General features: G+C 36.6%; 17 protein-coding genes and 1 pseudogene. 13 read left to right on the top strand and 5 right to left on the bottom strand.

The window, feature by feature from the left end:
* Positions 1-44: 44 nt before the first annotated feature.
* Together ACYFX0_RS03960 and ACYFX0_RS03955 are read right to left on the bottom strand one after the other, a co-directional pair.
* Entirely contained in the window at positions 45-299 is a 255-nt protein-coding gene (locus ACYFX0_RS03960) for a YbeF family protein (RefSeq protein ID WP_001003933.1), read from the bottom strand.
* A gap of 157 nt (positions 300-456) precedes the next feature.
* The gene (locus tag ACYFX0_RS03955) at positions 457-1,842 is read right to left on the bottom strand and encodes a hypothetical protein (protein ID WP_283748939.1); all 1,386 of its coding nucleotides are present in this window, start codon (positions 1,840-1,842) and stop codon (positions 457-459) included.
* Between the two features lie 132 nt (positions 1,843-1,974).
* Between ACYFX0_RS03955 and ACYFX0_RS03950 the strand changes: the two genes are divergently transcribed.
* Both ACYFX0_RS03950 and ACYFX0_RS03945 read left to right on the top strand, forming a co-directional pair.
* On the top strand, positions 1,975-2,373 hold the full coding sequence (locus ACYFX0_RS03950; protein ID WP_307840425.1) for a YoqO family protein: 399 nt from the start codon (positions 1,975-1,977) through the stop codon (positions 2,371-2,373).
* 16 nt (positions 2,374-2,389) lie between these two features.
* Entirely contained in the window at positions 2,390-2,758 is a 369-nt protein-coding gene (locus ACYFX0_RS03945; RefSeq protein WP_001208246.1) for a YoqO family protein, read from the top strand.
* A 32-nt stretch (positions 2,759-2,790) separates the two neighbouring features.
* Here ACYFX0_RS03945 and ACYFX0_RS03940 read toward each other — a convergent pair whose 3' ends face one another.
* The 3 genes and pseudogenes from ACYFX0_RS03940 to ACYFX0_RS03930 form a co-directional block, all read right to left on the bottom strand.
* Positions 2,791-3,315: a DinB family protein gene (locus ACYFX0_RS03940; RefSeq protein ID WP_001012054.1), complete on the bottom strand. Its 525-nt coding sequence runs from the start codon at positions 3,313-3,315 to the stop codon at positions 2,791-2,793.
* Positions 3,316-3,397: 82 nt separating this feature from the next.
* A pseudogene (locus tag ACYFX0_RS03935) lies at positions 3,398-4,464 on the bottom strand (M24 family metallopeptidase).
* Between the two features lie 343 nt (positions 4,465-4,807).
* Positions 4,808-6,517, bottom strand: a complete 1,710-nt coding sequence (locus tag ACYFX0_RS03930; RefSeq protein WP_460269910.1) for an Rqc2 family fibronectin-binding protein — start codon at positions 6,515-6,517, stop codon at positions 4,808-4,810.
* 105 nt (positions 6,518-6,622) lie between these two features.
* Between ACYFX0_RS03930 and ACYFX0_RS03925 the strand changes: the two genes are divergently transcribed.
* The 11 genes from ACYFX0_RS03925 (at position 6,623) to rlmN (ending at position 19,152) form a co-directional block, all read left to right on the top strand.
* The gene (locus ACYFX0_RS03925; protein ID WP_001104763.1) at positions 6,623-9,346 is read left to right on the top strand and encodes a calcium-translocating P-type ATPase, SERCA-type; all 2,724 of its coding nucleotides are present in this window, start codon (positions 6,623-6,625) and stop codon (positions 9,344-9,346) included.
* A gap of 99 nt (positions 9,347-9,445) precedes the next feature.
* Entirely contained in the window at positions 9,446-10,321 is an 876-nt protein-coding gene (locus ACYFX0_RS03920) for a YicC/YloC family endoribonuclease (protein WP_000625867.1), read from the top strand.
* Positions 10,322-10,388: 67 nt separating this feature from the next.
* Positions 10,389-10,652 carry an extracellular matrix/biofilm regulator RemA gene (gene remA / locus ACYFX0_RS03915; RefSeq protein WP_001251456.1) on the top strand — a complete coding sequence of 88 codons (264 nt, stop codon included), beginning with the start codon at positions 10,389-10,391 and terminating at the stop codon, positions 10,650-10,652.
* Positions 10,653-10,665: 13 nt separating this feature from the next.
* Positions 10,666-11,283, top strand: coding sequence for a guanylate kinase (gene gmk / locus ACYFX0_RS03910; protein ID WP_001257742.1), 618 nt, complete (start codon positions 10,666-10,668; stop codon positions 11,281-11,283).
* Positions 11,284-11,285: 2 nt separating this feature from the next.
* Entirely contained in the window at positions 11,286-11,498 is a 213-nt protein-coding gene (gene rpoZ, locus ACYFX0_RS03905) for a DNA-directed RNA polymerase subunit omega (protein WP_000933962.1), read from the top strand.
* A 172-nt stretch (positions 11,499-11,670) separates the two neighbouring features.
* Entirely contained in the window at positions 11,671-12,876 is a 1,206-nt protein-coding gene (gene coaBC / locus ACYFX0_RS03900; protein WP_000911744.1) for a bifunctional phosphopantothenoylcysteine decarboxylase/phosphopantothenate--cysteine ligase CoaBC, read from the top strand.
* Positions 12,873-15,278: a primosomal protein N' gene (priA, locus tag ACYFX0_RS03895; RefSeq protein WP_000666722.1), complete on the top strand. Its 2,406-nt coding sequence runs from the start codon at positions 12,873-12,875 to the stop codon at positions 15,276-15,278. The genes coaBC and priA overlap by 4 nt, the downstream gene beginning before the upstream one ends.
* An 11-nt stretch (positions 15,279-15,289) precedes the next feature.
* On the top strand, positions 15,290-15,760 hold the full coding sequence (gene def, locus ACYFX0_RS03890; protein ID WP_000279470.1) for a peptide deformylase: 471 nt from the start codon (positions 15,290-15,292) through the stop codon (positions 15,758-15,760).
* Positions 15,761-15,783: 23 nt separating this feature from the next.
* Positions 15,784-16,728, top strand: a complete 945-nt coding sequence (fmt, locus tag ACYFX0_RS03885; RefSeq protein WP_000598805.1) for a methionyl-tRNA formyltransferase — start codon at positions 15,784-15,786, stop codon at positions 16,726-16,728.
* A complete protein-coding gene (rsmB, locus tag ACYFX0_RS03880; protein WP_001249661.1) occupies positions 16,725-18,059 on the top strand; it encodes a 16S rRNA (cytosine(967)-C(5))-methyltransferase RsmB in 1,335 nt (444 codons plus the stop codon). Before fmt ends, rsmB begins: the two co-directional genes overlap by 4 nt.
* Before the next feature lie 4 nt (positions 18,060-18,063).
* Positions 18,064-19,152: a dual-specificity RNA methyltransferase RlmN gene (gene rlmN / locus ACYFX0_RS03875; RefSeq protein WP_000450548.1), complete on the top strand. Its 1,089-nt coding sequence runs from the start codon at positions 18,064-18,066 to the stop codon at positions 19,150-19,152.
* The last annotated feature ends 3 nt before the right edge of the window (positions 19,153-19,155 follow it).

Below are 19,155 nucleotides of genomic sequence, written 5' to 3'. Positions count from 1 at the left end.
ATCGATATTAAAGAAAATTCATATTATAATCTTTCTACTAAAAACTACTTAGCGCTTTCTGCAAGCTCATATCCTCTTACAAACAATAGAGTCATATAAGAAACAATAAATGAGAAGATGCTGTACATGCCAACCCAAAAGAAGAATTTTGGAGTGAAGGCGATAACACCTATTATTAAAAAACTAGCAAACGTTACAATCGGCATTACGTAATACGTTTTCGTCTTGCGTGTTCCAATAACAGAAACGATAAAGATAAGTAATGGACAAATTAATAAGACGAAAATCAATTCATTCATAGTTATGTCCCCTTTTCTAATGGAAGTAATCTGTTCCTCGTAAACGTTTTTTAAATAAATATTCTCTTAATATAACTTCGCTAACATGTAGATAATCCCTTTAGAAAGTCACTGGATTTCATAATAAAAAGCGTAAGCAAGAGAAAACTTGCTTACACTATAGAATAAACATCGCAACGATCGTGGTGACAATTAAGCCAATCACAACTGGTAAAAAGTTTCGGCGTGCGAGTTCAAATGGATCCACTTTACAAATGGCAGCGGCAGGAATAAGCGCCCAAGGAATTAAAGTCCCCCCTCCGGTCCATATGGCAGCAATTTGCCCGAGTGCTGTTAATGTAGCTGTTCCATGCCCAAGTGCTGTTCCGAAAAGATTGGCAATTGAACCAGCAAGTGATATACCAGAAAAGCCAGATCCATCTAATCCTGTTATGACACCAACGATAGTTAATGTTCCCGCCGATACGTATTGATTTAAAGGAACAGTTTGAGATAAGGCAATCCCTAAGTCGTTAATGATTCCATGTGAACCTTTCGGTAAATAGTCTCCGATAATTTTCACAAAACCGCTATCTCCTAAATAAAAGAGTGCAGCAATTGGAATAACTGGACCAAAGATTTTAAATCCAAATTGGAGCCCTTCTATAAAATAATCGGTTGTTTTATTTAGTCCATTACCTTTGTAGGCGATGAGGGAAATGATGATAATCATAATAACAGTCGTTCCGCCGATAAGTGCTGTTGCATCGCTTCCTTGTAGTTTGAATTGAATCATGCAAAGGATATCGATGATATATACGATAGGGATACATATAGCGAGCCATTTCTTTATGCGAGGAGATAATAAAATAGTAGTTTTAGATGGTTCCGTTGATGCAGGGGAGTTTTGCAACGATAATCCTGTATCAAATTCTTTTCGTAAGAAGAAAAAAGCGACAGAAGTTGTAACAACGCCCATCACGATAACGAGGGGAACACTGGCAGAAACGACGCTGGAAACAGGAAGACCAGCCGCGTCTGCAGTTAATTTCGGTGCACCTTGAATAACGAAGTCGCCAGATAAGGCGATGCCGTGTCCGAATAAGTTCATAGCAATGGCAACCCCAATTGGAGGAAGACCGACGCGTACAGCGACGGGGAATAAAATAGCTCCCATTAAGGCGACAGCTGGAGAAGGCCAAAAAAAGAAAGAAATTGTCATCATTAAAAGGCCGATAATCCAGTAGGCAAGTGCAGGGGTACGAATCATCTTTGTAAATGGTGAAATCATCGTATCATTTATGCCAGTATGAACGAGTAGATTGCTCATTGATACGATAATAGAGATGATTAATATAGTTGGTAAAAGTTCAGTAATAGCGTAAATGAAACTTTGAAAAATACCGCTAACGGCAAGAGGGATAGAACTTGTAGCGGTTAATGCTAATAAAAAGATAAAAACGATACAAATAATCGTCGTATCTTTCCGGAGAATAAAAAAGGTAATAATAGTGAGTAAGCAAATAACATAGAGAGCGTGTAATAGCGTTAATTCAACTCCCATAACATTCACATCCTTAGGCATTCGTGTAGTTTATTGTATGAAAGCAGTGAAAGTATGTGAGTATAGGAAAAGAAAAAAAGTGAAATTTCATGTACTGTAATGGTAAGAATAAAAAATGGATGATGCAATACAATTAATCCTAAAAATGGAATTAGAGGAGGGCGTATGTGCAAAAAAATTGGTTTTTGGGGATTTATTATTTCTTGTAGTCTATTAATCATTTTAAATCTATTTACAAACAATGAATGGATAAGTATCAACCCTCTTTTTGGGTTTGTTTTTATACTGTTATACCGATGGGATGACATGAAACAACATAGTAAGAAAAGCATTGGAATTATGATAGGTATCATTGTTGTTTGCTCATTTTTCATAGGGTTTATTTTAATAGAAGGACAGAAACAGATGGAGAAAATGTCTATTTTTCAAGAATGGATGTCTTCTGCAAAAGGCCTTTATATTGTAATTGTAGTTGTTATTTTTCTTAGGTTCACGATAAGAATATGGAGTTACATATTAAAGAGAGGATAGAATGGAGGTAGTAAGAATGAGAGAAAAAATAGGATATTATGGTATGCTCGTTTGTTTACTATTATCAGTTATTTCAGGGCAATTTTTAAAAAGTGAATGGGTACCAGTTATATTATGTATAGGAGTATTGATTTTTGCACCTATGTATCGCTGGAATGAATGGAAAGCATATAGTCGAAAAAAGAAAATGGTTTTCAGCATCGAATTTGTCATTATAATCAGCACAATTCCGTTTTTGTTATGGAAAGGAAATGAGATAATAGATGGAATTGTAATGTTTCAAGGGTGGTTGTTTATTGCGAAAATGCTATATTTAATATGCATTTTAATGTTGGTAGTGGTAGTCACTAAAATAATAAACGAAAAGCTATTCGTTAATGAATAAAAGAAAATGCCACCTTATTCGGTGGCATTTCCTCATTTTACTGCATGAGCTTTTTGCATCTTTTTAATTAAACGAATTTGTCCACGATGATTGATTTCATCTTCAAAAACGTGAAACCACTTAAAATAGTTATTTGCTGGTTTGTCATACCAAAAGTCTGTCGTTTTAAATAACCATTCATCAGGTAACGATTGAAAAGTCTCGATTGTTTTGGAACGTAATTCTTGTAATGTATTTATGTAAAATTCTATAGCGTTTCCTTTTATTTTCTCACGTCCAAGATCGCCTAATTCAATGCCAGGTAACCAGCGTTCTAATTCAGCCTCCGTTGGTTCACGGTCTTCAAAAGTATGAATCTGGTAGTAAAATTCAATAGCAGCCATATGATACAATAACATGCCAATTGAATTTGCTTCCTTATCATATAAATAATCAAGTTCTTCAATTGTTAAACTTTCCACTGCTTGCATTGTTGTATAGCGAGCGTAATTCATCATGGAAACAAGCTTTGAAAATTCTACATGTAAACCCTCCAATTTATCAATTACAAAATTCAATTAAAATTCCCCCTCTTTAAATGAATACTCCAGAGAAGGAATTCTATGTGCAAAAAAAAGTTTTGTTTAAACCTTCATAATATTAACAAGGGATTACAATTAGTTCTCTATTTGATTTTGTAATAACGTCATAACCACCTTTGGTGATGACAATATCATCTTCAATTCTACAACCGCCCCAGTTCGGTATGTAAATGCCCGGCTCAACTGTAACAACCATACCTTCTTGTAAAGTTGTCTTGCTTTCTTAGGATAGGCGAAGTGGTTCATGTATTTCTAACCCAAGACCGTGCCCGGTAGAGTGTCCAAAGTATTGACCGTATCCATGTTCTGTAATGTAATTCCTCGTTATATCATCGATACTTTTCGCAGTTTCTCCAGGCTTAATTGCTTCAGTCCCACGCTTTAACGCTTCTCGTACAACATTGTATATTTTTTGGAATTCTTCCGATGGTTCCCCGATTGCTACGGTACGTGTTATATCGGAACAATATCCGTCGTAAAGTGCACCGAAGTCTAATGTAACGATATCGCCTCGTTCGATTATTTTATTTGATGCAACTCCACGGGGAAGTGAAGAACGAACGCCTGAGGCTACAATGATTTGGAATGAAGAAGATGTAGCCCCTTTTTTTCGCATGAAAAATTCTAACTCATCTCGAACGTCAGTCTCGCTTATTCCAGGCTTTAGAAATGTAACAATATGGTGAAATACTTCGTCAGCGATTGTAGCTGCGATTTTCATTGTTTCTATTTCAGATGTGTCTTTAATAAGTCGAATATCTTCAATGATCTCACACACTGGAACCATTTCTGTATGTATATATTTTTGTAGTTTCTTAAATTGTTGCAAAGTCATATTATTGTCTTCTATACCAAGTTTTTGAATGTTTAATTTTGATACTTGATTTGCAACTTCTTCTAAATTTCCTTTATGCATAATAATTTCTGCTGCTTTTATTTCCGTTTTTGCTTGATCTACGTAACGGAAATCAGTAATGAAAATAGCTTTATGCGCAGCAATTAAGACAACGCCTGCGCTACCTGTAAAGTTTGTTGCGTATTGACGGTTTTCTTTTTTGTAATCAGTAATCCGTCAATTTCATAGTTTTGTAGTTGATTTTGGATTTTATTAATTTTTAAAGTCATGTTAATTCCCCCTATTCACAGTATTGAATAAAGCAAATAGCGTGCCAAAATGTATATTTGAAGAAAGGATAGTAGGGAAAACATATATTTTAGAGGAGATAAAAAAATAGCCCGCCATTTGCGGGAGACGGTTTATTCATAAAATCCAGATTGCTTCAATAAATAGCAGGGGGATGAAGAAATATTGATTGAAATTGCACTTGTACGTTATTTACATGCTGTAAAAAAATTTATACAAATGTGAAATGATACTGTCAATTTTTTTGACAATATGGAATGGATATAGCAACTAAATTGAAAATAAATAAAAAATGCGTTACTTATTAGCAACGCATTTTTGTATTTACGCTTTTAATTTCATTACAGTATCAGCGTCCGGTGTTACATATACGGTTTGCTGATTGTCGTACGTAACAAAACCAAGTTTTGCACCACTCGGTTTTTTGACATGGCGTATTTTGGTGAAATCAACAGGTACAGAGCTAGACTCTTTCGCTTTACTGTAATACGCAGCAATTTTGGCAGCTTCTAGTAAAGTTTCTTCAGCAGGCTCTAAAGAACGAATGACAACGTGAGAGCCAGGTATGTCTTTCGTATGTAACCAAATTTCATCACGGCGGGCAAACTTCGTTGTTAAATAATCATTTTGTTTATTGTTTTTACCAACGAAAATCTCTGTACCATCACTTGCTAAATATTTATCTAATACTGGTTTAGTAGGTTTTTTCTTTGTGTTTTTCGTTTTGCGATTGCGCACATAACCTTCTTCAGCTAATTCCTCACGAATTTCTTCAATATCTTTTGAAGAAGCAGCTTCCATTTGTTGAAGTAAGCTATCAAAATAAAGAATTTCTTCATTTGTTTTTTCGATTTGTTCTTCTACAATAACAACTGAATTTTTCGCTTTTTGGTACTTTTGGAAATAGCGTTGCGCATTGTCAGATGGTGTTTTTAAAGGATCTAATGTAATTTTTAGAGTTCCGCTATTTTCGTCGTAATAGTTAACGACTTCAATATCTTTATCCCCTTTTTTCAAAGCGTACATATTGGCTGTAAGTAGTTCTCCAAATAGTTGATATTTATCTGCCTTTCCGGCATCTTGCAGTGTTTTTTCGAGTTTAATGAGTTTTTTCTCGTTTTTATTTTTTTCGTTTTGCATAAAGCGTTCTAAATCATGAGCTTGTTGTTTTACACGATCACGTTCTGCTTTGCCAAAGAAGAAACGATCTAACAATTCGCTCACTGATGAGAATGTTTTTTCTTCTCCTTGCAAGTGTGTAAGAGGGAAAAGATAAAAGAATTCTTTTCCATTTGCAGTAATCATTGCTGGTGTATATGCATGAGATAGTAATGGTGTTTGTATAGAGAAAAATGCTTCTGATAATGCTTTCTCGTTTACCATACCGGCTTTCTTTACTACTTCTTTTGCAAATAATGGGGATATTCCCATGAAAGCCCCGACGAGTTGTTTATCCATATTTCCAGATAGAAAGTCTAGCGGTCTAATAAAATCATCTGCGGTTTCAATTTGCAGAGGATTGATTTTATGTTGGGCTGGTGGCGCGACGTACTCAGCACCAGCATATACAGTTCGGTGACGGTTTACGGCTAATGAAACGTGTTTTAAGCTATCTAAAATCACGTTTGTTTTCGTATCTAATAAGATAATGTTGCTATGTCTTCCCATTATTTCAATTACTAATGTTTTTAATGATTCGTCTCCGATTTCATTACGACTGCGAACTGTAATTTGGATAATCCGTTCTAAGTCGATTTGTTCAATTTTTTCAATAAATCCACCTTCTAAATGTTTACGAAGAAGCATACAAAACATCGGCGGTATTGCTGGCGAATCGTAGTTTTGATTCGTTAAGTGCATACGCGCATATGTAGGATGAGATGAAAGAATTAGTTTTTGGTTCTTTCCATTCGCTCGAATATGTAATAAAATCTCGTATTTTGAAGGTTGGTATATTTTAGAAATCCTTCCCGTGTAAAGAGAATTTTCAATTTCATGTGTAATCGCTCTTGTAAATAATCCATCGAATGCCATTAATGAACACTCCTTTCTAACTAAAAGTTAATTATAGCATTTTTTTGGACGAGGCTGAATAAGCTTTCAATAGAGTATGTCTGGAATCAGGAGGTCGATGGCAGGATGAACTGGTATGGAATGCGAGCACATGAAGTGGAAGAAAGAACGAATACGAATGTAAAGGTTGGACTTACGGAGAAAGAAGCAGAAGGGCGAATTAAGAAATTTGGTACAAATGAATTAGAAGAAGCAAAAAGGCCTTCTGCACTAATGGTATTTTTAGCGCAATTTAAAGATTTCATGGTACTCGTTTTGTTTGGAGCAACAATTGTTTCTGCGTTTTTAGGTGAATACATTGATTCTATTGCTATTGTTGCCATTGTTATTATCAATGGTATTCTCGGCTTTTTTCAAGAAAGAAAAGCTGAAAAATCATTGGAAGCTTTAAAGGAACTAGCTGCTCCACAAGTTACTGTAATGCGGAATGGAAAGTGGGTAAAAGCACCATCTAAAGCACTTGTTTTAGGTGATATTATTAAGTTTTCCAGTGGTGATCGTATTGGGGCTGATGTGCGTCTTGTTGAGGCATCAAGTTTATATATTGAAGAGTCTGCTTTGACAGGGGAGTCCGTACCTGTGCAAAAGAAGGTAGAAGCATTGCAAGGGCAAGAGGTTGCAATTGGTGATCAAAAAAATATGGCTTTTATGGGGACAATGATTACGCGAGGATCTGGAACAGGTGTCGTTGTAGCAACTGGTATGAATACAGCGATGGGTCAAATTGCAAATATGTTACAAAATGCAGAGCAAATGGAAACACCACTGCAAAGAAGGTTAGAACAGCTCGGAAAAATATTAATTATTGTAGCTCTTATTTTGACAGCGCTCGTTGTATTGGCTGGTGTGTATCAAGGGAATGAAGTATATCATATGTTTTTAGCTGGCGTATCGCTAGCTGTTGCGGCTATTCCAGAAGGGTTGCCAGCAATTGTTACAGTAGCTTTATCACTTGGTGTACAGCGGATGATAAAAAAGAGAGCAATTGTACGAAAGTTACCAGCCGTAGAAACGTTAGGTTGTGCTTCCGTTATATGTTCTGATAAAACGGGGACAATGACGCAAAACAAAATGATGGTAACACATATGTGGTCAGGCGGAGAATTGTGGAAAGTGACAGGGCAAGGATATGAACCTAATGGCTCTTTTATGAAAGGTGAAATTGAAGTGAATCCAGCTAAGACAAAAGCACTTTATCAGCTACTTACATTTGGTTCACTATGTAACAATGCAAATATTATTCAAAAGAAAAAGGCGTACGTATTAGATGGAGATCCAACAGAGGGAGCGCTTGTAGCTGCAGCAATGAAAGCTGGGATTACACGTGAGGCATTGAAAGGGAAATTTGAAATTATTCGTGAATTTCCATTTGATTCAACTCGAAAAATGATGAGTGTTATTGTACGAGATCGAGAGGGGAAGAAGTTTATTGTTACGAAGGGAGCACCGGACGTTCTTTTGCAAATGAGTCAAACGATTTTATGGGGGGATAAGCAGCAGCCGTTAAGTGAGTTATATAGAAGAGAAGTACAGGCGGCTATTCATAGCTTAGGTAGTCAAGCGCTTCGAACAATTGCAGTTGCGTTTAAACCTTTAAAAGTCACGGATTCTATTGAACATGAAAGAGACGTTGAAAAAGATTTTATGTTGGTTGGGATACAAGGTATGATTGACCCGCCAAGGCCAGAAGTGGCGCAGGCGGTAAAAGAGTGTAAAGAAGCTGGTATTCGAACGGTAATGATTACAGGTGATCATAAAGTGACAGCAATGGCGATTGCTGAACAATTAGGAGTTTTGCCACCAGATGGACGCGTTGTTGAAGGCGTAGAACTCGCGAATATGGATGTGGAGGAATTAGAAAATGTTGTAGAAGATACGTATGTATTCGCTCGTGTATCACCTGAGCATAAATTAAAAATTGTTAAGGCACTGCAAAATCAAGGACATATAGTAGCCATGACAGGCGATGGAGTGAACGATGCTCCAGCTATAAAAACAGCGGATATTGGGATAGCAATGGGAATTACAGGGACAGATGTTGCGAAAGAGGCCTCTTCACTTGTTTTACTAGACGATAATTTTGCTACAATTAAATCAGCAATTAAAGAAGGAAGAAATATATACGAGAACATACGTAAGTTTATTCGCTACTTATTGGCGTCAAACGTTGGAGAAATTTTAGTCATGTTATTTGCGATGTTACTTGCATTACCACTGCCGATGGTTCCTATTCAAATTTTATGGGTGAACTTAGTTACTGATGGTTTACCAGCGATGGCATTAGGTTTGGATAAGGCTGAAGGAGATGTGATGAAGAGAACGCCGCGCCACCCGAAAGAAGGGGTATTCGCTAGAGGGCTTGCGTGGAAAATAATAAGTCGAGGGTTTTTAATTGGGGCAGTGACGTTAGTAGCGTTTATTATTGCGTATAACCAACATCCAAATGAACTGAAATATGCACAAACTGTAGCGTTCGCGACGTTGGTACTTGCTCAGCTTATTCATGTATTTGATTGTCGTAGTGAGCATTCTGTCTTTCACCGCAATCCATTTGGGAACGTGTATTTAGTAGGGGCGGTTATCATTTCGTTACTACTCATGCTAGTGGTTATATATTATCCACCGTTACAACCGATCTTTAGCACAATGCCGATACAAGCAAGAGATTGGTTATTAATTGGAGGTTTGTCATCAATTCCGACTTTCTTACTAGTAGGTTCTTTATTAACAGGGAAAAAGGCGAAAAAGAAAAAGCCAATGTTATATAAGAAGGGATTAAACTTGAAATAGTCAATGTTATGAAAATGTGATATAATTTACAGAAGGTAGTAGAGCCTTGTCTCTATTACCTTTTTCATTGAGTTATTTTATGGCTTGGATGTGATAAAAATGATTTCTAGTATGACAGGGTTTGGAAGATCGAAAGTAGAAAGTGATACTTTTCAAATTACAGTAGAAATGAAATCGGTGAACCACCGTTTTTTAGAGATGAGTATTCGACTTCCTAAGCAAATGATGGTATTTGAGGACAAAATTCGTAAAATAATTGCACAGCAAGTTCGACGTGGACGCATTGAGGTGTCTATTAGTATAGCAGGTGAAGGACTTGTTGAAAGAAAATTAAGTGTGAATTGGTCACTTCTTGAGCAGTACCAATCGATGATGGAAGATATAAAAGGAAAGTTTCAATTACAAGATTCTATTACACTCGAGCAATTAATGGCAATGCCAGAAGTAACAGCAATTGAAGAAATAGAAAATGTAAATGAACATTTTGAGAACAGTTTATATGAGGCTGTTCGTCAAGCTGCTCATATGTTGAAAACGATGAGAGATGGCGAAGGAGAACGATTACATAAAGATATAGCGTATCGTTTACAAGAGATTAGCAATTGTGTAAATGCAATTATTCCACATGCACCAATTGTTACACAAAAATATCGTGAACGATTAGAAAATCGCTTAAAAGAATTACATAATCAAGAGTTAGATGAACAAAGATTGCTAACAGAAGTCGCAATCTTTGCAGAGCGTTGTGATATTCATGAAGAGTTAGTTCGTTTGCAAAGTCATTTAGAGCAATTTCATGAAACATTGCAGATTGAAGAGCCTGTTGGAAGAAAAATGGATTTCATCGTGCAAGAGATGCATAGAGAAATTAATACGATTGGTTCTAAGGCAAATGACTTAACAATTTCAAAATATGTTGTAGAAATGAAAAATAACCTTGAAAAAATTCGTGAACAAGTACAAAATATTGAGTAGCTTTCAAAAAATATATAAAGTTATACGTGGTGGAGAAATCGGATAGACTTACTAGGAGGCGCAAACTATGGCCATGCGGTTTTTAAATATTGGATACGGAAATATTGTATCTGCTCATCGAATTATTGCTATTGTAAGTCCGGAGTCAGCTCCTATTAAACGAACAGTACAGGAAGCACGCGAACACAATGCTTTGCTTGATGCTACGTATGGGAGAAAAACAAGGGCGGTTATTGTTATGGATGATGGGCATGTTGTATTAAGTCCAATTCAACCAGAGACGATTGCACATCGTTTGAATAATAAAGAAGATTTAAGTGAGGAAGGGTAGGTTTTACATATTTATGAGAAGTAGAAGAGGATTGCTCATCGTTCTTTCAGGGCCTTCTGGGGTTGGAAAAGGAACGGTTCGTAAAGAGCTGTTTAGCCATGAGGATACACGTTTTCAGTACTCTATTTCAGTAACGACACGTAAGCCGCGTGAAGGTGAAGTAGATGGTGTGGATTATTTCTTTAAAGAAAGAGAAGAATTCGAGGAAATGATTCGTAATGAAAGATTACTTGAGTGGGCTGAGTTCGTAGGTAATTATTACGGAACACCGATTGACTATGTTGAAAAAACATTACAAGAAGGAAAAGATGTATTCTTAGAAATTGAAGTGCAAGGAGCAATTCAAGTTAAGAAAGCTTTCCCAGAAGGTGTATTTATTTTCTTAGCACCTCCAAGTTTATCTGAACTAAAGAGCCGTATTGTCGGCCGTGGTACAGAGACTGAAGATGTTATTGAAAATCGTTTAACTGTAGCGAAAGAAGAAATCGAGATGATGGACGCTTACGACTATGTAGTAGAAAACGATCAAGTTGAATTAGCTTGTGATAGAATTAAAGCAATTGTGGTTGGCGAACATTGCCGCCGCGAAAGGGTAGCAAAATATTATAAAGAAATGACGGAGGGTCTATAATTATGTTAAATCCATCAATTGACTCATTACTACAAAAAATCGATTCTAAATACACACTAGTAACAGTGGCTGCAAAGCGTGCACGTGAAATGCAACTTGCTAATAACTGTGTTGTAGAGCAACCGGTTTCTCATAAGTGTGTAGGTAAAGCATTAGAAGAAATCGATGCGGAAGTATTAAGCTACGTACCAAGTGAAGATAAAGTTGCTGAATAAGCCTTTGCCTTCGACAAAATAAAACATAGACTTTATAATTTTCTATGTAACGGTAACAACCTATTTACAAGTAGGTTGTTATTTTTTTACGAAAGGAATGAAATATTGGTACTGACGAGCTGGGAATTCTATTTCAGTATTATAAGTTTGAAAAAGAAAGAGGACGAGTCATATGCTAAAAGGGAAAAAGATACTTCTATGTGTAACAGGAGGCATTGCGGTTTTTAAAGCAGCTGCGTTAACGAGTAAATTGACACAATCTGGCGCGATTGTAAAAGTAATGATGAGTGAGTCGGCAATGAAGTTTGTTACGCCTCTTACATTCCAAGCACTTTCTCGCCATGATGTATATACGGATACATTTGATGAGAAAGACTCGGCTGTTATTGCTCATATTGATTTAGCAGATTGGGCGGATGTTGTACTTGTCGCACCTGCTACTGCCAATTGTATTGGAAAGTTAGCTGGTGGTATTGCAGATGATATGATTACAACTACTTTGTTAGCTACTGCAGCTCCGGTATGGATTGCGCCTGCTATGAATGTGCATATGTATGAAAATAAAATTGTTCAAAAAAATATGATGACATTGAAAACGCTAGGATATACGTTTATTGAGCCTGGGGAAGGCTTTTTAGCATGTGGATATGTAGCAAAGGGACGACTAGAAGAACCTGAAGCGATTATCGCACGGTTAGAGGAAGCTTTCTCAGAACACAAACCATTGCAGGGAAAAAGAATATTAATAACTGCTGGCCCAACACGTGAAAAGGTTGATCCAGTTCGTTTTATGACGAATTTTTCTTCTGGAAAAATGGGGTATGCGATTGCAGAAGTGGCGGCGAATTTAGGCGCTGATGTTATACTCGTTTCAGGACCGACAGCATTAAATCCACCGTTACATGTAACGACAGTGCAAGTGGAATCTGCACAAGATATGTTAGAAGCAGTTCTTCAACATTATCAAAACGTAGACGTTGTCATTAAAACAGCAGCAGTTGCAGATTATCGTCCGAAATATGTTCATGATAATAAAATGAAAAAGCAAAATGGTGATGCTGTCATTGAACTCGAAAGAACGGTGGATATTTTAAAAACGTTAGGTCAGAAAAAGGATAAACAGTTACTTATCGGTTTTGCTGCTGAAACGACAAATGTAGAGGAATATGCAACGAAAAAACTACGTGAGAAAAATGCAGATATGATTGTCGCGAATGATGTAAAAGCGCAAGGAGCTGGATTTGGCACGGATACGAATATTGTAACGATGTATAGAAAAGATGGAAAAGTTATTGAGTTGCCACTTTTAATGAAAAAAGAGGTAGCTCGTGAAATATTAAAGCAAATTGAAATGATGTTAGAAGATGATCGTTTATGAAATTTGCAAGTGTAATTGTTGATGTACCTGCCCGTCAGACAGATCGACCATTTGATTACATTATCCCTAAAAAATGGGAAGATATTGTACAGACAGGAATGCGGGTAGTAGTTCCGTTTGGGCCAAGAAAATTGCAAGGTTTTATTATTGGGATTAAAGATTCGGTGGATGTAGAAAGTAAGAAGTTAAAGACGATCCATGAAATATTAGATGTAACACCGGTTTTAAATGATGAATTATTAAAACTTGGATATTGGCTTACAAGTGAAACGTTATGCTACATGATTTCAGCTTTTCAAGTGATGCTTCCAACTGCGATAAAAGCAACGTATAAAAAACGTCTACAACTTTGTAAACAGGAAGAAATAGCACCTGAAATACTATATTTATTTCAGGATAAAGAAGCAATTGATTTTGAAGTAATCGAGCAACAGCCACATTTATACCGGACTATTCAACAAGAAATTAAAAATGGTACGGTTGAAGTCGTTTATCAAGTGAAAGATAAAGTACAAAAGAAGAAGCAAAGAGTTGTTCAGCCGGAGTTGCCAGAAGATAAATTAGAATTAGCGGCATTTGAACTGAAAAGTAAAAAACAACAAGATGTACTCTATTATTTTGTGGAAAATTATAAAAGTGTACCGTTGAAAGTAATTACAGAAGAGTTACAAATAACAGATGCTCCAATAAAAGCACTTGTTAAAAAGGGATTCATTTCAGAAAAGTATGTGGAAGTATACCGAAATCCGTATGACGATGATGGTTTTGAACAAACGAAACCATTGCCACTTACGGAGGAACAAAAACAAGTTATTACACCGATTTTATCATCAATTACAAATGAAACTTATAATCCATTTTTACTATATGGTGTTACAGGAAGTGGAAAGACAGAAGTATATTTACAATCTATAGCAGCAGTGCTCGAGAAAGGAAAAGAAGCTATCGTTCTTGTTCCTGAAATTGCACTAACACCCCAAATGGTGGATCGTTTTAAAGGTAGGTTTGGCTCGCAAGTTGCAGTTCTTCATAGTGCGTTGTCTGTTGGAGAAAAGTATGACGAGTGGCGTAAGATTTTAAGAAAAGAAGTGAAAGTTGTAGTTGGTGCGCGTTCAGCCGTTTTTGCGCCTTTTGAGAATTTAGGGATTATTATTATTGATGAAGAGCATGAATCAAGTTACAAACAAGAAGATAATCCAAGGTATCATGCAAGAGATGTGGCTGTCTGGAGAGGGCAATACCATAAATGTCCTATCGTTCTTGGTAGTGCGACACCAACACTTGAATCGTTTGCAAGGGCGAAAAAAGGTGTTTATGAACTACTAACAATGGAAAAACGTATGAATGAACAAGCTTTACCAACGGTAGAGATTGTTGACATGCGAGAAGAACTTCGTGACGGGAATCGATCAATGTTTTCTAAGGCGCTGCATGAAAAAATAGCAGATCGATTAGAAAAGAAAGAACAGATGGTACTCTTCTTAAATAGAAGAGGTCATTCTACATTTGTTATGTGCCGTGATTGTGGGTATGTTGTACAATGTCCGCATTGTGATATTTCATTGACATATCATAAAATGAATCATCGTTTAAAATGTCATTATTGTAGTTACGAAGAAAATATGCCAACTGAGTGTCCAGCTTGTCAAAGTACATACATTCGTTTCTTTGGTACAGGTACACAAAAGGTAGAAGAAGAAATTACAAAACTATTTCCAGAGGCGCGAGTCATTCGAATGGATGTAGATACGACAAGTCGAAAAGGAATGCATGAAAAATTATTAAAGGCGTTTGGGGAAGAAAAAGCAGATATATTACTTGGAACACAAATGATTGCTAAAGGATTAGATTTTCCGAAAGTAACGCTTGTTGGGGTTTTAACTGCAGATACGATGCTTCACTTACCTGATTTTCGTGCAAGTGAAAAGACATATCAGTTATTGACGCAAGTAAGTGGACGAGCGGGTAGACATGAATTGCCAGGGGAAGTTGTGATTCAAACGTATACGCCAGAACATTACAGTATAGAGTTAGCGAAGAACCAACAATATGATGTGTTTTTTGACCAAGAAATGCAAATGAGACGAACAAGACAATATCCTCCATATTACTATGTTGTACTCGTAACCGTATCTCATCCTGAATTATTAAAAGCGGTACAAGTGACGGAAAAAATTGCCTCGTATTTACGAACGCATTGCTCGCAGCAAACAATGGTGTTAGGACCAGTTGCTTCAGCAATTCCAAGGATAAAAGATAGATATCGTTATCAATGCATGATAAAATACAAACGGGAACCAAACTTAAAGAACGTGCTCAAAATGGTAAATGAACATTATCAAGCAGAAATGCAAAAAGAGCTACAAATCTCAATTGATTTTAATCCAACAATGTTAATGTAGCGGAGGGAAATATGGCAGTTTTAGAAATAGTAAAGCATCCAAATGAAGTGTTAGAAACACCATGCGAAAGAGTAATTAACTTTGATAAAAAGTTAGTGAAATTGTTGAAAGATATGCATGAAACAATGTTAATTGCGGACGGAGTCGGTTTAGCTGCGCCTCAAGTAGGTGTAAGCTTGCAAGTAGCGGTTGTTGATGTCGATGATGATACTGGGAAAATCGAGTTAATCAATCCATCAATATTAGAAAAACGTGGTGAACAAGTAGGTCCCGAAGGATGTTTAAGCTTCCCGGGACTTTATGGTGAAGTAGAACGTGCGGATTATATTAAAGTAAGAGCACAAAATCGCCGTGGGAAAGTATTTTTATTAGAAGCGGAAGGATTTTTAGCGCGTGCAATTCAACATGAAATCGATCATTTACACGGTGTTTTATTTACATCGAAAGTGACAAGATATTATGAAGAAAACGAACTAGAATAGGTGTTAAAAGGAGCGGTTTTTAAATGATAAAAGTAGTGTTTATGGGAACACCGGACTTTTCAGTGCCGGTGCTTCGTCGTCTTATTGAAGATGGCTATGAGGTAGTAGGTGTTGTGACGCAACCTGATCGTCCAGTAGGTAGAAAAAAAGTATTAACACCTACACCTGTTAAAGTTGAAGCGGAAAAACATGGTATCCCTGTGTTACAGCCGTTAAAAATTCGTGAAAAAGATGAATATGAAAAAGTATTGGCATTAGAGCCAGATTTAATTGTAACAGCTGCATTTGGTCAGATTGTACCAAATGAAATTTTAGAAGCACCGAAGTATGGATGTATTAATGTCCACGCTTCTTTACTTCCTGAACTTCGTGGTGGTGCACCAATTCATTATGCAATTATGGAAGGTAAAGAAAAAACAGGTATTACAATTATGTATATGGTAGAAAAATTGGATGCTGGTGATATCTTAACGCAAGTGGAAGTGGAAATTGAAGAGCGTGAAACGACAGGCTCATTATTTGATAAATTAAGTGAAGCAGGAGCACATCTTCTATCTAAAACAGTACCTTTATTAATTCAAGGTAAGTTAGAACCGATTAAACAAAACGAAGAAGAAGTAACGTTTGCGTACAATATAAAACGTGAGCAAGAGAAAATTGATTGGACAAAAACAGGTGAAGAAGTATACAATCACATTCGCGGATTGAATCCATGGCCAGTTGCTTATACAACTTTAGCAGGACAAGTTGTTAAAGTATGGTGGGGAGAAAAAGTGCCTGTAACTGAACCGGCTGAAGCAGGTACGATTGTTGCGATCGAAGAAGATGGTTTTGTAGTAGCAACTAGTAATGAAACAGGTGTTAAAATTACTGAATTGCAACCTTCTGGTAAAAAGCGTATGAGTTGTTCACAATTTTTACGTGGAACAAAACCTGAAATTGGAACGAAGTTAGGAGAAAATGCATGAGACAAAATGTTCGTGAATTAGCTCTTGATGGTTTAATTCAAGTGGAAAAAAGTGGTGCATATAGCAACTTACTTTTAAATAATTTAATTGAAAAAAGTGCAATTGATAGAAAAGATATTGGTTTATTAACTGAAATTGTATATGGAACGATTCAACGTCGTGACACATTAGATTATTATTTACAGCCTTTTTTAAAAAAGAAGGTTGAGGCGTGGGTAAGAGTATTGCTTCGCTTATCTTTATATCAAATGATTTATTTAGACCGAGTGCCAGAAAGAGCGGCTATTCATGAAGCGGTTGAGATTGCAAAGCGTCGCGGGCATAAAGGAATTGCTGGTATGGTGAACGGTGTATTACGTTCGATTCAGAGAGAAGGTGTACCTTCTGTAGATGAAATCAAGGATCCAGTAGAACGGCTTGCAATTGCGATGAGTCATCCAGTTTGGCTTGTACAAGAGTGGACTTCTGCATATGGCTTAGAAACTGCAGAGAAAATGTGCGAAGTAAATATGTTACCTCCTGTACCTACAGCGCGTGTGAATGTTGATAAGGTAACGGTAGAAGAAGCGATTGAGTTGTTGGCAAGTGAAGGTATAGAAGCAAAACGTGGTGACTTGTCAGATGATGCAATTCAGATTGAAAGAGGAAATGTAGCGCATACAGAAGCGTTTAAAAAAGGATTTCTTTCTATTCAAGATGAAAGTTCTATGCTTGTAGCACGCGCTTTAGAACCAAATGAGGGAGAGACAGTTCTTGATAGTTGTGCGGCTCCTGGTGGTAAAACTACGCATATAGCTGAGCGTTTAAAGGGAACTGGTAAAGTAATGTCTCTTGATTTACATGCACACAAAGTACGTTTAATTAAACAGCAAGCAGAGCGACTTGGGTTAGAAAATGTCGAAACAAAAGCGCTAGATGCTAGAAAAGTGCAAGAGCACTTTTCAAATGAAACGTTTGATAAAATATTGGTAGATGCACCGTGTTCTGGATTTGGTGTAATTAGACGTAAGCCTGATATTAAGTTAGGAAAAGATAAAGGCGATAGTGAAAGATTATCGACGATTCAACTTGCGATACTAGAAAAAATAGCACCGTTATTAAAACAAGGCGGTCGTCTTGTTTATAGTACGTGCACAATTGAGAAAATAGAAAATGAACAAGTAATAGATAAATTTTTAAAAGAACATCCTGAATTTGAATGGGATACTACGATAAAAGAACGTATGCCAGAAAAATTAAGTCCGTATATTAATGAAGGTCAAGTACAAATTTTACCGCATTATTTTGCAACGGATGGCTTTTATATTGCTTGTTTAAGGAAGAAGGTGTAGCATCATGGAAACGACTGTAAGAAAACAAAAGAAAAATGTAGAAACGAAGAAACCATCAATTTACTCTTTACAAATTCATGAAATGCAAGATTGGTTAAAGGAACAAGGAGAACCGAAGTTCCGCGCTGGACAAATTTTTGACTGGCTATATAAAAAACGTGTAAAAAATTATGAGGATATGTCAAACCTTTCTAAAGGATTGCGTGATAAATTGTCGAATTCCTTTGATATTACTACTTTAAACACGTTAGTAAAACAAACGTCTTCGGATGGAACGATTAAATTCTTATTCCAATTATATGACGGGTATTCTATTGAAACGGTATTAATGCGACATGAATATGGAAATTCCATTTGTGTAACAACGCAAGTTGGTTGTCGTATTGGATGTACGTTCTGTGCTTCGACGCTTGGTGGACTAAAACGAAACCTAGAAGCTGGAGAAATCGTAGCGCAAGTAGTAGAAGTTCAGCGTGCGCTTGATGAAACAGAAGAACGTGTAAGTTCTCTTGTTGTTATGGGAATTGGAGAACCATTTGATAATTACGATAATTTAATGGGATTCTTACGCATCACTAACCATGAAAAAGGACTTCATATTGGTGCTAGACATATGACTGTTTCGACGAGTGGAATTATCCCGAAAATTTATAAGTTTGCTGAAGAAGAACTACAAATTAATTTTGCGATTTCATTGCATGCTCCAAACTCAGAATTACGTTCAAAATTAATGCCGATTAACCGTGCTTATAAATTACCGGATTTAATGGAAGCTATTAAATACTATGTAAATAGAACAGGGCGCCGTATTACTTTTGAATATGGATTATTTGGAGGAGAAAATGACCAAGTTGAGCACGCTGAAGAGCTTGCTGCGCTCTTAAAAGGTGTAAAATGTCATGTAAACTTAATCCCGGTAAACTACGTACCTGAACGTGATTATGTACGTACACCACGTGAGCAAATTTTCTTGTTCGAGAAAACGTTAAAAGATCGTGGAGTGAATGTAACGATTCGCCGTGAACAAGGTCATGATATTGACGCAGCCTGCGGTCAGTTGCGTGCGAAGGAGCGCAAAGAAGAGACGAGGTGACGA

This window comes from Bacillus sp. NEAU-Y102, from assembly GCF_054788175.1.
Note: the sequence above shows the minus strand (reverse complement) of the source record. Positions and strands in the feature narration are given on the sequence as shown.